A 13,077-nucleotide genomic window follows, 5' to 3' on the forward strand; every position below is an offset into this window, starting at 1 on the left:
AAAATGAGAATTCTAATTACCGGAGCGGCAGGATATATCGGAGGAATGTTGACGGATCAGTTCAAGGAAGGTCCTGATGTGCAGATTCTTGCACTGGATATAAAAGATCAACCAAAAGAAATAGATCATCCACGCATAACTTGGTGCATAGGTGACCTTAGGAAATCAGATTGGTTCAGTATTCTCGGGAGTGTGAAGCCGGATGTTATTGTGCATTGTGCGTGGGCGGCTTCGGGTAATGAAGAGATGGCGAATAATGTTTTTGACTACTGCGTTCGCCAAAAAATTCCGAAATTTATCTACCTAAGTGCTATCGACGGCTACGGCAATATCTCCGATAGATATTTTATCGAGAACGATCCGTTGCGTGCCACAGACGATAGATATGGGTTGGATGTTGTGGCGTCTGAACATGCGGTAAAGAAGCTCTATGGTGGGTCGGGTAAGCACACGCAGACTTTTATACTCCGCTTGCCGATAATATTCGGACCTCGTGGATGGCAACAAGAGCACTTTTTCGGCACACTCGGTTTATTCAAAAGCGGCGGCTTGCCTCTTGTGATGAGCGATCCGGACAGTATAATATTCCAAGCCGTGCATGAAGACGATCTTGTTGATATAATCGGACTTCTTGCTTTTAATAAGTTGAACGACAGGTACGAAGTCTTTAATATCACGCCGGAAGATACGGTGCCGGCAAGCGGTATCGCCGCCACGTTTGGCAAGAAAGTGGTTGCGGTCTCGAAGGCAGTCAGGAAACTCGTCCCCTTCAATAATTCATCGCGGCTCACTAGTTCGATACTTGCAGACGGCAGTAAATTCACAAAAAAGTTTAAATATAAATTTAATTACACATCATATGAGGCAATCACAACAGAGGAGGGGAAATATGGCACAGAACAGAATTAATGAATTTTAGAATTAACGAATAATCATGAAAGACAAAGAAATCAAAGACTTGATAAAAGCGGAAACAAAGAGGCAGAAGTCGGTAGTGAATCTAATCGCGTCAGAAAATTACGTTTCTAAAGATGTACTCGAAGCACTAGGCTCGGTGCTGACAAATAAATATGCCGAAGGATATTCTGGCGCGCGTTATTATGGCGGGAATATTATTTCGGATAAAGTCGAAGACTTGTGTAAAGCGCGAGCGCTCAAGACATTCGGACTTAAAGATACTGAATGGGCGGTCAATGTACAGGCGCTCTCCGGTTCGCCGGCGAACCTTGCAGTCTATCTGGCGCTAGTAGAGCCGGGCGCGAAAGTGATGGGTATGTCGCTCGCACACGGCGGACACTTAACTCACGGGCATAAGGTCTCAATGACGGGTAAGATTTGGCATCAGGTGCCCTACGGCGTGTCTAAAGAAACGGAACAGCTTGACTATGACGAGCTGATGGAGCTGGCTAAACGCGAACAGCCCAAGCTTATCATTGCCGGCTTCACGGCCTACCCGCGGGTCATAAACTTCAAGAAATTCCGCGAGATTGCCGACGCCTGTGGGGCGTATCTCATGGTAGACATGTCGCACTTCGCCGGTCTTGTGGCCGGCGGTGCTTATTCGTCACCGTTCGACTATGCAGACATTGTAACGACAACAACGCACAAGACATTGCGCGGTCCACGCTCGGCGCTTATCTTCAGTAAAATGGATGAGCGAGAATTATATAAAAAAATAGACAAAGCCGTTTTCCCCGGACTCCAAGGCGGGCCACATCTGAATCAGATTGCTGCGGTAGCAGTAACCCTTAAAGAGGCGCAGAGCAAAGAATTCAAAAAGTATGCCGCGCAGGTAATTAATAATACAAAAGTTCTTGCCAATGAACTCACCAAACTCGGCTGGCGAATAGTCTCTGGCGGTACAGACACGCACCTTGCGCTCGTTGATACGTGGCTCGGTGGTAAAGGTATTGGTGGCAAAGAGGCGAGCGAGAGATTAGAAAAAGCGGGGATTATCGTTAATAAAAATACCATCCCCTTTGACCCGCGTTCGCCGGTAGACCCATCGGGTATCCGAATAGGTATGGCGGCTGAGACGACCAGAGGAGCAAAAGAAAAAGATGCGAAGAAGATCGCGCAGAAGATTGATAAAGTCTTGCGCTCGTAAAAAGCGCAGATGTGTGGTATAATTTATAACCGATGCTAGAAGGGAGGTGATATGTGACCAAAGAGGTGGCCTACATCTTGACCCTCGAAATCGAGGGCGAGATTCAGACGGGTCGGGTAGAGATTGTGACGGCCGCACAAGCCTACCCCGAGCTCGCGCAGTCCGAAAAAGATTTTGCCGAGCTCTCCTAATCCCTCGCCTTGCGGTTCTCGTCTCGCCAGGTGGCAGACGGGACCGCTTTGTTTTTAGCCTAATTTTGTTACACTACCAATGTTGAACCTTGGGCATATAGAAGGTTAAACCTTCTAAAATATATGATTATATCCGGAGACCAAATAGCTGAAGAGATTAGATATGAGCTTACACAAGAGGTGAGCCGTATGAATGCGCCGCTTACGCTTGTAATTGTCCAAGTGGGTGAGCACCCGGCTTCTTCGCAATATGTTCGCAAGAAAATGGCCTTTGCCAATTCGCTCGGCATTAATGCGGAACCCAAGAAATTTGATGTAGGCATTACGGAAGAAGCGCTGAAAAAAGAACTTGCGCACATCGTGGCCGACATGAATCACGACCCGTATGCTTTTACCGGTATCATTGTGCAGTTGCCGTTACCGAAAGAACTTGATACAGAAAAGATCCTCGCAGAGATTCCAGCCGAGAATGATGTCGACTTGCTCTCGCAAGAAGCGATAGAAAAGTTTAACACCGGCACGTCACGAATATTGCCGCCAGTTGTTGGTGCTGTTGCCGAGATATTAAGGCGCGCGCATGTGTCAGTTGCCGGCAAGAAGGCGGTCGTCGTCGGCCGAGGCAAGCTTGTCGGTAAACCTGCGGCGGTTTGGTTGGAACACGAAGGTGCGCAAGTTGTAATTGCCAACAGATCGACAGAAGATTTGGCTAAGCTTACGCGAGAAGCCGATATTATTATCACCGGTGTCGGTTCGGCGAAATTGATTACGCCGGCAATGGTCAAGCAAGGCGTCATTCTCATTGATGCCGGCACAAGTGACTCGTCCCGAGCGCAGTCGAGGGAGTCGGAAGACCGCCCCTCGAGTTCCTCGGGGCAACGAGCGGAGCTCGTTGGCGATGCCGACCCGGCTTGTGCGCCCAAATGCTCAATATTTACCCCCGTCCCCGGCGGTGTCGGCCCAATGACTGTAGCTATGCTCTTCAAAAACCTGATAGAACTCGCCAAAGCCCAGAACTCTTTTTAAAAAATTGGAAGTTTCACTTCCAAAAAGTTATAATATGGAGCATGCACATAAATTTAGAGTTTGCCGAGGAAGAGTACTACCATGTTTACAATAGGGGCGTAGAAAAACGCAGTATTGTGGTCGATGAAAAAGATTCCGCCCGATTTATACAAAGTTTGATCCAGTTCAATTCGCTCAAGCCGATAGGGAGTATTTTCGAAAACACTTACGAATACAAGAAAATTGGAAGTGAAACATCCAAAGAACTAACAAAGAAGAATGAAGCCCTTGTAGAAATTATCGCATATTGCTTAAATCCCAATCATTTTCACATGATACTTTCACCAGTTGTTGAAGATGGTATTAGTAAGTTCATGCATCGTCTGGGAACCGGTTATACGAAATATTTTAATAAGAGGCACAAACGCTCCGGGTCGCTTTTTCAGGGATTGTTTAAAGCGAAACACCTGGAAGATAACGACTATTTACTCCATGTGAGCGCCTATGTAAACCTAAACGACCGCGTGCATAAAATTGGAAGTGAAACTTCCAAAGTTTCAAAATTGGTGCGGAAGAGTTACGGGGAGTATGAAGCGGGGAGTGGCGGATTCTGCCAGAAAGATGTTATACTTGATCAGTTTAAGAATAGAAAAGAGTATACGGATTTCTGTGAAGATTCACTCGAACTTATGCACGAGACAAAAGACGAGCAAAATGAACTAAAAGATCTTAATTTATTAGAATACTAATTTCTTGGACATGAGATGTCCAAAAGTTATGAGAGTAGTAAAAGAAACATCAACGACTATCCTTCTTAAGGATTACGAATTTATCCCGATGCTCATGGCTGTAATTATGTGTGCCTTGGCTATTTTTTTTGTCTGGTTTCTCTCTGTTCCCGGACAATTCAAGCGGCCAGAAATTTGGGCTTCTCTGTTGTTCGTGTCAGCGTATGCATTTGCATTAATATGGACAATAGAAATGTTAACTTTTGAATTCGATAAATCGCAGAACAAACTGATTATTATTAAGAAAAAAATTACAAAAAAAACGCAGAAATCGTATACAATCACTGATATAGAAAAAATCTGGACGAGCCAATACGAAGGACAACGCCGGAAAAAAGGCGACATGTGGAGTGTGTACCTGTTGTTAAAAAGTGGAAATAAAGTTCCTCTAACCCCTGGGTTGAGTACAAATAGGGTACATCCGTTGTATAATCCCAAAATTCCTAAATATGTAGGACGTTTAGCAAAGTGGCTGCAAGTTCCCCTTGAAGAGGGTAAGGAACTCGGCGTGAAAGAGGCGCTTAATAAAAGCTACGATAGCTCTAGTCACTCGGAAGAAGAAGCATAACTTTCCATTGCAAAAAGCGGGAAAATCTATATACTAGTGGCTTAATCTACTAGTAATAGCTTTATGGTAAAAACACGCATTTCGGCCCTTGTTATACTCATCGTGGCTGTCGCACTCGGTTATTTTGTTTACGATACAGAGCAGGTTACGATGAAGACGACTCCTACCGGCACCAGCACGCCGGCAGTCGTTACACCCGTCGAATCATCTTTTAAATTCAAGCTCGGGCTCGATCTCAAGGGCGGGACAGAACTTATTTACAAGGCAGATTTGAGCCGCCTCGTTACCCAGTCGCCGGATGACTCCATGACGGCTTTGCGCGGTGTTATCGAAAATCGCGTGAACGCACTCGGCGTATCCGAGCCGATTGTTCAAACAGAGACAAGCATCAGCGGTGATCGCAGGCTGATTGTTGCTTTGCCGGGCGTTACTGATATTAATCAGGCTATTGCTATTATCGGCCAGACGCCGGTTCTGGAATTTAAAACCGAGCGTCCGGCCGGTCCCGAGAAGGATGCTATCATCGCGGCGTATGTCAAAAAGGAGCAAGAAAAGGCAGAGGGCAAACCTATTACGCCAAACCCGCTCTTACAGCAAACTCCTAATTATGTAAACACCGCACTTACGGGGCAATATATCAAGAGCGCGTCACTCGACTTCGGCAATCAGACATCGATATCGCCGGCTGTTGCCGTCGAATTCACTGGCGAAGGATCAAAGATGTTTGCAAAAATGACGCAAGACAATGTTGGCAAACAGATCGGTATATTCCTTGATGGTCGGTCAATTACAGAGCCGGTCGTCCGCGAAGCTATCACTGATGGCAAAGCCCAGATTTCTGGCGGCTTCAGTATTAAAGAAGCGCAGACATTAGTTGGTCGTTTGAACTCCGGTGCTTTGCCGGTACCGATCGAGCTCGTCTCGACCCAGACCGTGGGTGCTTCGCTTGGGCAGGACGTGCTCAACAAGAATGTGAACGCCGGTATCATTGGCTTCATCGTTATCGCCATCTTCCTCATCCTCTGGTACCGCTTGCCTGGTATTCTTGCAGTCATCGCCCTCGCTATCTATGTAGTGCTGATGCTCTCATTATTTAAACTCATCGGTGTTGTCATGAGTGCCGCCGGTATTGCTGGATTTATCCTATCCATGGGTATGGCAATCGACGCCAACATTCTGATATTCGAACGTACGAAGGAAGAACTTAAAGCGGGCAAGACCATCGAGACCGCCGTGCGTGAAGGCTTCGCTCGTGCTTGGAACTCAATTCGTGACTCGAACGTCTCGAGTATGATTACCGCTATAATCTTGTTCTGGATGGGCACTTCGCTTGTCAAAGGCTTCGCTCTTACCTTCGGCGTCGGCGTCTTGGCCAGTATGTTCACCGCCATCACTGTTACTCGCATCTTCTTGATGACCCTCCGCTTCAAAGATTCTAAACTGTCTCGATTCTTGGTCAGCAATGGTTTTCATATATCTTAAATTCTTTAATTCTTTAATTCTGTCAAAATTATGTATATCGTAAAATATCGCAAATTCTTCCTCGGCCTTAGCTTGCTCTTTGTGGTGCTAAGCTTTGGCGCTATTGCCAAGTTTGGGCTCAAGCTTGGTATCGACTTCACGGGTGGCTCGGTGCTCCAAGTCGCTTATGATCAAGTACGCCCCGACATTGAGACGGTAAAGAAATCAGTTGAGGCGCTTAACCTTGGCGCAGCGACAGTTCAGGAAGCGGGAGATAAAGATGTGATAGTGCGAACAAGGTCTCTTGCCGAGCCGGAGCGACAGTCTCTCATAAAAGCTCTTTCTGATAATGGTACGATACAAATGACAGAGAAGAAGTTCGACTCTATCGGCCCAACCATTGGCGCAGAGTTGCGTACCAAGTCTTTATGGTCGGTCTTGCTCGTGATATTGCTAATCGTGCTCTATATCACCTTTGCTTTTCGCAAAGTTTCGTACCCTGTCTCATCGTGGAAGTACGGCTTGGCGGCGGTTGTCGCTCTCTTGCATGACGTTATTGTACCGACCGGGTTCTTCGTCGTCTTTAATCACTATGTGAGCGGTGAGATAGATGTGCTCTATGTGACTGCAATACTAACTATCGTCGGCTTCTCTGTGCACGACACCATCGTCGTCTTCGACCGTATCCGCGAAAACTTGCGCACGGGTAGCCCCAAGACAGAATTTACAGAGACTGTCGGCAAGAGTTTGAATCAAACATTCGGCCGCTCTATAAATACTTCGCTATCGGTCATATTGGTCTTATTGGTCCTTTTGTTCGCGGGTGGCGAGTCAACCAAGAACTTCGCTCTGCTCCTTACCGTCGGTATTTTCTTCGGCACCTACTCATCAATATTCCTCGCCTCGCCTTTGCTTATCTTGATCAAAGAAATGCAGGACAAAAAGCTGGCGAAAGGCAAGAAATAACGACGGCGAGGTGAGTCCTCCGGCAACCTGCCCGACATGCCAGGTCGTGTGGCAGGCGGGAGGCGGAGGTCTCACCTCAGACGACCAGCCCCTCCCTTTGTCCCTCCCCGAAGGAGAGGGAATGACTTCAGGCGTCAAGGTCTCTCCTCGAGGAGGAGCAAGGCGACGGGAAGAGGTGAGTCCTTGACGACATTAGACCTGTTAATAACTTATTGGAAAGTTAAGCCACAAGGCGCTATGCTAACCCCATAGCGCTTTTGCGCGTAACTAACATAATTTTATGGCAGGGAATTTAGAACAAGCACAACAAGAAACGCCGGTTAACGTAGTGGCTAACGGCGAAGTCCTTGCGAAGATGTCGGAAGAGGAAGTACCGGTAGAGAAAACACAGGCCGCGAATCTTAAAGAACAAATGAAAGCGCTTCGCGCTAAAAAAGAAAGAGAAGAAGCCGCCATGTTGGTTGCGGAGACTGAAAAGCAACAAGTCCCGGTGGAAAACACGCAAGCTGCTCGACTTGCCGAAATGGCTGAAGCGGCGGAAGAGGCCAAGGCGATTGAGGAAGGCGAAAAGAAACAAAGAGAACAAGCACTTGTTAAACAAGCCAAGGCACAGTTAATAAATCGCCAAACGGAGGCAGAAACCCAGCCTGGAATGGATGTCGTTCTTGATATGCAAAAGGTCAGAATAGAAGAGGCGATAAAAGATCTTGAAAATGAGAAACAGGATTACGAGAAGAAGAAAGCGGAAAATGCCCCGGGTTTCTGGCGTAAATGGTTCGGGTCAAAAGTACCAGTAGAAGATGATCACGACCTACACATAAGCAATCGCACCAATTTATTGGCCAAAAAACAAGAAGATTTGGCCGAAGTTAATCGCAAAATAGAACAGCTCAAAAAGAGCTCTTAGACGTAAATAAAAACGAACAGCCCCGGCCGTCCTCATCGCTTGTGCGTAGAGGAGGCCGGGGCTGTCGCCAAATCAGATGCGAGGTTACTTGGCAGGTTTACTGCCGATCACCCCTTTCTCCATCACCGTCAGGTGAGGGTGATGATAGAACCGGAACTGGAACACCCAGGCTGGCTCGGAGGGAAATCCATACCGGTACACCCCCACATAATCCTCGGGGGAATCCGAGGACCTCTCGGGCAGGTACCCCGAGAGGAGTGGCCTGAGGTACAGCAAGTTCTTTGTGTTCCTCTGTCGCTCCTCGAGCGTCTTCGCATTGACGCCGGCAAGGTCCTCGAGGATTTTGTTGATCCTCCTGATCCATGAGCCGTCGATTCGGTTCATGTCGTCGGAGGCTCTACTGAAGTACGATTCCACCTCCTTGTCGGTGAAGCCCGACCAGGTGGTCGGGACAGTCCCGGCCATGATCGCCTTGGCGATAGCCGTATCTAGCTCTCCGACGTGGACGAGCACGAGCCCGGCCTTGGCCGGGGTGGCGATGATGACGACGAGCAGGGTAACCAGGAGTGCAGTTCGGAACATGGGAACCTCCAATTGTTCTCGCATCTATGAACGGCTGGGGCAGTATGCCCACATACGGCCGTTATTTGGCAGAGAACAGTTCGGCTAGTATAATAACACACTAAAACCTATTATGTCAAGTGATATCGAGGGCCTACTTTGGGCATAATTTCATTGACTGGCAAGAGCCTTTCTGCTATTATAGACAGCCTTACGGGTCGCTAGATCTGTAAGGCTTGGACTTTGACAATTGAAGCAAACATATATACGTTTACGCAAGAAACCAAAGTCTTTACTAATAGCTAAAAAGTAAAGCCAAGAAGATATGAGAAATCATTTTCTCTTGTTCCGTAACTCACAAAGATCAAAAATAATTGAAAAATTAAATTATCTTTTATGAGAGTTTGATCCTAGCTCAGGATGAACGCTGGCGATGTGGATAAGGCATGCAAGTCGCGCGGACTTTATGTGAGATTATATCAAGTATAAAGTTAGCGGCAAACGAGGTAGTAACACGTGAGAATGCACCGAAGAGTCGGGTATAGCTCGTCGAAAGACGGGGTAATCCTCGATGGTCCCGCAAGGGTAAAGCCGCAAGGCGCTCTTTGAGCAGCTCGCGCAGTATCAGGTAGTTGGTAGGGTAATGGCCTACCAAGCCTATGACGCTTAGGGGACCTGAGAGGGTGACCCCCACCTATAGCACTGAGACACGGGCTATACACCTACGGGTGGCAGCAGCCGAGAATATTCGACAATGCACGAAAGTGTGATCGAGCGACATCGCGTGATGGATGAAGTCTTTCGGGATGTAAACATCTTTTATGAGGGAGAACGTGGCATTTATGCCACACGATAGTACCTTACGAATAAGGGGTTGCTAATTCTGTGCCAGCAGCAGCGGTAATACAGAAACCCCGAGCGTTATCCGGAATCATTGGGCGTAAAGGGTTTGTAGGCGGTGGTATTAGTCTTTTGTTAAAACTCCCGGCTTAACCGGGAAGCTGCGAAAGAAACGGTACCGCTAGAGGGTGCGAGAGGTCTGTGGAACTCATGGTGTAGGGGTGAAATCCGTTAATATCATGGGGAACACCGAAGGCGAAGGCAGCAGACTGGCGCATTTCTGACGCTCTAAAACGAAAGCGTGGGTAGCGAAAGGGATTAGATACCCCTGTAGTCCACGCCCTAAACGATGTTCATTAGCTATACGGAGTATCGACCCTCTGTGTGGCGAAGCTAACGCATTAAATGAACCGCCTGGGAACTACGGCCGCAAGGCTAAAACTCAAAGGAATAGACGGGGACTTGCACAAGCGGTGGATTATGTGGTTTAATTCGATTCTAAACGAAGAACCTCACCAAGGTTAGAAATGGAAGTGACGGCTAGGAGAAACCTTAGCCTTCTCACAAGGACACTTTCACAGGTGATGCATGGCTGTCGTCAGTTCGTGGTTTGAATTGTTCCCTTAAGTGGGGTAACGAACGCAACCCGTGTCGTGTGTTACAAGTGTCACACGAGACCGCCCAGCCCGAAGAGCACAATGTGCAATTTCGAATTTTGAATTTAGAGTTTCGAATAATTTAGTTAATTCTAAAATTTATTCAAAATTCGAAATTAAAAATTTGCGCTTTTGCGCGTTTCGGGCTGGGAGGAAGCGCGGATGACGCCAAGTCAGCATGTCCCTCTGATACCTTGGGCTACACACATAATACAATCGCCGATACAACGGGACGCAATACCGCAAGGTGGAGCAAATCCTTATAAGTCGGCGCCAGTTCGGATTGAGGTCTGCAACTCGACCTCATGAAGCCGGAATCGCTAGTAATCGCGGGTCAGACATACCGCGGTGAATACGTTCTCAAGTCTTGTACTCACAATAAAAGCGCGCAGCAGGTTATACAACTAAGTCGTTCAAATCGACTCTCCCGATTCGTCGTCGGGACGTAGCTAAAAGATAGTAGTCTTCCGTGAGGGATACTATGGAGGATCTGAAAGCAAATTACAGCCTCGTCAAGAAAAGCAGTGATCGAATCATGATTGGCAGTGAGCATGATGAAGATCAAGAAAAACTGCGACGTGGATGTAAGGAACAGTTATATAACTGACCTGTGGAGATCTTACGTTGTTATCTCGAAATGTTCGAGATATAATGATACTTACGCAGCGTAAGAAGTCAGCTAAGTCATAGTAACTCTGCATCAAAGTAAATTTGGGCAGATGAAGGGCTTACTCTAATGAAGTTAACACCAGATTATATCGTAGGATTAGTTGATGGTGAAGGAAGCTTTACGGTTTACGTAAGGGATCCTGAATCGTCAAAAATAGTGAAGAGACGCGTAAAGGTTGAACCTCGGTTTTACCTTAAGCTTGTGGAGAGAGACAAAGAAATCCTCTATACGCTTATGGAATACTTCGGTTGTGGTAATGTATATTACCAACCTGATAAACGCGCGAATCATCAAAACTGCTATCGGTACGAAGTGGCAAATAGGTTACAATTAGAACAGATCATTATACCGTTCTTTAAGATTCACCAACCAAAATTGGCATCAAAAAGAATAGATTTTGAAATATTCTGTGAACTATTGCAACTCATCAATAGTGGTTCTCATCTTACTGCATCTGGATGGCAACAAATATTCGATATAAAACAGCGAATGCATTAGAGCTCGCGTAGTGCGGGAAATCCGCCCGCTACGTGGGAACATCAACTCTACGTTCATAGAGGATACTTGCCCGTCAAGTCAGGGAAGCCGGGAGTACCTGAAGTGTCACATTTCGTGGCCCCAAGGTAAGCTTGGTAACAAAGATTAAGTCGTAACAAGGCACGGGTAGCGGAAGCTGCTCGTGGAATATTTAAAGAGAGTACCCTTCTCCCTTCGGGGAGGAGGTGATCAGGAAGACATTTTGTGCCTCAATTGAGCACGAAATGAAATCAGTGTTGGTCTCAGAGCTGTACAATTACGAGACCGCAAAAAATTACGGAACAAGAGAAAAGAATTTCTCTTTTGCGCAAACTATATATGAAAAAACTTAAGAGCCCTGTAATTAGGGCTGTTTGAGTTTTTCGTGATTTTATAGTATTATCATAGTTTGAGAGAATGCGCGTGTAGCTCAGTTGGTAGAGCATTCCGCTGATACCGGAAAGGTCCTTGGTTCGACCCCAAGCACGCGCACCGAATGTATTCTTCAGATTATTTCAAAGGCAAAAAGATCACCGTCATGGGTTTGGGCCTTTTGGGGCGGGGGATTGGTATTACCAAGTTCTTGGCGGAACATGGTGCTTTGCTCACGGTGACAGATTTAAAAACGAAAGAAGAACTTGCCCCGGCTTTGGAGAAACTTGCAGAGCTCAAAAATATCACCTACGTTCTGGGCGAACATCGGCTTGAAGATTTTAGTAAGGCTGATATGGTTATTCGCGCGCCGAACGCACCGCTCGATTCTATATATCTTGCCGAAGCCAGAAAAAATAATGTGCCAATAAAAATGGACGCTTCGCTCTTCGCCGAACTCGTGCCCGAAGACGTCACGCTCATTGGTGTGACCGGTACGCGTGGCAAGAGCACGGCCGTCCAGCTCGTTTACGAAATGCTCAAGTTAGCGGGAAAGTCAGTCTATCTCGGTGGCAACGTACGTGACACTGCAACATTGCCACTGCTTGATATTGTAAAGTCGGGCGACTATGTTGTACTCGAGCTCGATTCATGGCAGCTCCAAGGCTTCGATGAAGATAAGGTTAGCCCGACTATTGCAGTCTTTACATCATTCTTCCCCGATCATTTGAACTATTATGCCGGTGACATGCAGAGGTACTGGCATGATAAGGCGTCGATATTTCGCCATCAAAAGCCGGGCGATAAGCTTATTGTTAGCACGCAGATACAGACAGAAATGTGGAAGCACGGAGAGAGCAGAAAGCTCGACGCTATCGCCGATGTTGCCAATGTGTCGGACTGGAAAATTAGGATGCGTGGCGAGCATAATAAGTTGAACGTGACACTTGCCCGCGAGACAGCGAAGTTGCTCGGCGTTAACGATGATGTCATAAAAAAAGTTGCCGAAAGCTTCGGCGGATTACCAGGCCGGCAGGAGATCGTAGGAGAAGCGAATGAAGTCTTGTATGTGAATGACACGAACGGTACCTCGCCCGAGGCCGTCATGGCGGCGCTGGAATCGTTCTCTGATTACAAAGGCAAAATAATTTTACTCTGCGGGGGATTCGATAAAGGCTTAGACTATCGCGAGCTCGTCGCAAAATTTCCCGAGTATTTGAAAGCATTAATTCTGTTTAAGGGGACGGCGAGTGACAAAATCGAATGGGAGATAGGAGTTGGGAGTTGGGAGATAGGGAAATTCGTAAACATGAGCACAATGCACGAAGCGTTTGCAAAAGCGCAAGAACTGGCTAAGCCGGGAGATGTAGTACTATTATCGCCTGGCGCGGCATCGTTTGGCATCTTTAAAAATGAATATGACAGGGGCGATCAGTTTATTGCCGAGGTCAAGGCGGTAAAACCATAAAAGT

Annotated in this window: 12 protein-coding genes, 1 tRNA gene and 1 rRNA gene; 13 read left to right on the forward strand and 1 reads right to left on the reverse strand. The window is 47.0% G+C overall.

The window, feature by feature from the left end; all coding sequences use genetic code 11:
• The first annotated feature begins 3 nt into the window (after nucleotides 1–3).
• The 9 genes from WC764_03210 (at nucleotide 4) to WC764_03250 (ending at nucleotide 7,990) form a co-directional block, all read left to right on the forward strand.
• On the forward strand, nucleotides 4–909 hold the full coding sequence (locus WC764_03210) for an NAD-dependent epimerase/dehydratase family protein (GenBank protein ID MFA6006706.1): 906 nt from the start codon (nucleotides 4–6) through the stop codon (nucleotides 907–909).
• Between the two features lie 25 nt (nucleotides 910–934).
• The gene (gene glyA, locus WC764_03215; GenBank protein MFA6006707.1) at nucleotides 935–2,107 is read left to right on the forward strand and encodes a serine hydroxymethyltransferase; all 1,173 of its coding nucleotides are present in this window, start codon (nucleotides 935–937) and stop codon (nucleotides 2,105–2,107) included.
• 53 nt (nucleotides 2,108–2,160) lie between these two features.
• Nucleotides 2,161–2,298, forward strand: coding sequence for a hypothetical protein (locus tag WC764_03220; protein ID MFA6006708.1), 138 nt, complete (start codon nucleotides 2,161–2,163; stop codon nucleotides 2,296–2,298).
• A 123-nt stretch (nucleotides 2,299–2,421) separates the two neighbouring features.
• On the forward strand, nucleotides 2,422–3,321 hold the full coding sequence (locus tag WC764_03225; protein ID MFA6006709.1) for a bifunctional 5,10-methylenetetrahydrofolate dehydrogenase/5,10-methenyltetrahydrofolate cyclohydrolase: 900 nt from the start codon (nucleotides 2,422–2,424) through the stop codon (nucleotides 3,319–3,321).
• A gap of 41 nt (nucleotides 3,322–3,362) precedes the next feature.
• Nucleotides 3,363–4,049 carry a transposase gene (locus WC764_03230; GenBank protein ID MFA6006710.1) on the forward strand — a complete coding sequence of 229 codons (687 nt, stop codon included), beginning with the start codon at nucleotides 3,363–3,365 and terminating at the stop codon, nucleotides 4,047–4,049.
• 28 nt (nucleotides 4,050–4,077) lie between these two features.
• Nucleotides 4,078–4,656 (forward strand): hypothetical protein, encoded by a 579-nt coding sequence (locus tag WC764_03235; protein ID MFA6006711.1) that lies wholly within the window; start codon nucleotides 4,078–4,080, stop codon nucleotides 4,654–4,656.
• Nucleotides 4,657–4,719: 63 nt separating this feature from the next.
• On the forward strand, nucleotides 4,720–6,138 hold the full coding sequence (secD, locus tag WC764_03240; GenBank protein ID MFA6006712.1) for a protein translocase subunit SecD: 1,419 nt from the start codon (nucleotides 4,720–4,722) through the stop codon (nucleotides 6,136–6,138).
• Between the two features lie 30 nt (nucleotides 6,139–6,168).
• On the forward strand, nucleotides 6,169–7,083 hold the full coding sequence (gene secF / locus WC764_03245; protein ID MFA6006713.1) for a protein translocase subunit SecF: 915 nt from the start codon (nucleotides 6,169–6,171) through the stop codon (nucleotides 7,081–7,083).
• 280 nt (nucleotides 7,084–7,363) lie between these two features.
• The gene (locus WC764_03250) at nucleotides 7,364–7,990 is read left to right on the forward strand and encodes a hypothetical protein (protein MFA6006714.1); all 627 of its coding nucleotides are present in this window, start codon (nucleotides 7,364–7,366) and stop codon (nucleotides 7,988–7,990) included.
• Between the two features lie 84 nt (nucleotides 7,991–8,074).
• On the opposite strand, the gene WC764_03255 is transcribed toward WC764_03250, so the two are convergent.
• Nucleotides 8,075–8,572 carry a hypothetical protein gene (locus tag WC764_03255; protein ID MFA6006715.1) on the reverse strand — a complete coding sequence of 166 codons (498 nt, stop codon included), beginning with the start codon at nucleotides 8,570–8,572 and terminating at the stop codon, nucleotides 8,075–8,077.
• 371 nt (nucleotides 8,573–8,943) lie between these two features.
• Here WC764_03255 and WC764_03260 point away from each other — a divergent pair.
• From WC764_03260 to murD, 4 genes are all read left to right on the forward strand, one after another.
• Nucleotides 8,944–10,462: ribosomal RNA gene (locus WC764_03260) — 16S ribosomal RNA — on the forward strand.
• 321 nt (nucleotides 10,463–10,783) lie between these two features.
• The gene (locus tag WC764_03265; GenBank protein ID MFA6006716.1) at nucleotides 10,784–11,215 is read left to right on the forward strand and encodes an LAGLIDADG family homing endonuclease; all 432 of its coding nucleotides are present in this window, start codon (nucleotides 10,784–10,786) and stop codon (nucleotides 11,213–11,215) included.
• A 437-nt stretch (nucleotides 11,216–11,652) separates the two neighbouring features.
• Nucleotides 11,653–11,725, forward strand: a tRNA-Ile gene (locus tag WC764_03270).
• 4 nt (nucleotides 11,726–11,729) lie between these two features.
• Entirely contained in the window at nucleotides 11,730–13,073 is a 1,344-nt protein-coding gene (murD, locus tag WC764_03275; protein ID MFA6006717.1) for a UDP-N-acetylmuramoyl-L-alanine--D-glutamate ligase, read from the forward strand.
• Nucleotides 13,074–13,077 lie beyond the last annotated feature (4 nt).

Source organism: Candidatus Paceibacterota bacterium (genome assembly GCA_041660505.1).
Classification (GTDB): domain Bacteria; phylum Patescibacteriota; class Minisyncoccia; order Phycocordibacterales; family JACRKE01; genus JBAZWG01.

What these genes read in the sequence shown, in the direction of transcription:
- WC764_03210 (MFA6006706.1), top strand. Translation starts at nt 4, where the DNA reads ATGAGAATTCTAATTACCGGAGCGGCAGGATATATCGGAGGAATGTTG.
- WC764_03225 (MFA6006709.1), top strand. Translation starts at nt 2,422, where the DNA reads ATGATTATATCCGGAGACCAAATAGCTGAAGAGATTAGATATGAGCTT.
- WC764_03250 (MFA6006714.1), top strand. Translation starts at nt 7,364, where the DNA reads ATGGCAGGGAATTTAGAACAAGCACAACAAGAAACGCCGGTTAACGTA.
- murD (MFA6006717.1), top strand. Translation starts at nt 11,730, where the DNA reads ATGTATTCTTCAGATTATTTCAAAGGCAAAAAGATCACCGTCATGGGT.
- secF (MFA6006713.1), top strand. Translation starts at nt 6,169, where the DNA reads ATGTATATCGTAAAATATCGCAAATTCTTCCTCGGCCTTAGCTTGCTC.
- secD (MFA6006712.1), top strand. Translation starts at nt 4,720, where the DNA reads ATGGTAAAAACACGCATTTCGGCCCTTGTTATACTCATCGTGGCTGTC.
- WC764_03235 (MFA6006711.1), top strand. Translation starts at nt 4,078, where the DNA reads ATGAGAGTAGTAAAAGAAACATCAACGACTATCCTTCTTAAGGATTAC.
- WC764_03255 (MFA6006715.1), bottom strand. Translation starts at nt 8,572, where the DNA reads ATGTTCCGAACTGCACTCCTGGTTACCCTGCTCGTCGTCATCATCGCC.
- glyA (MFA6006707.1), top strand. Translation starts at nt 935, where the DNA reads ATGAAAGACAAAGAAATCAAAGACTTGATAAAAGCGGAAACAAAGAGG.
- WC764_03265 (MFA6006716.1), top strand. Translation starts at nt 10,784, where the DNA reads ATGAAGTTAACACCAGATTATATCGTAGGATTAGTTGATGGTGAAGGA.
- WC764_03230 (MFA6006710.1), top strand. Translation starts at nt 3,363, where the DNA reads ATGCACATAAATTTAGAGTTTGCCGAGGAAGAGTACTACCATGTTTAC.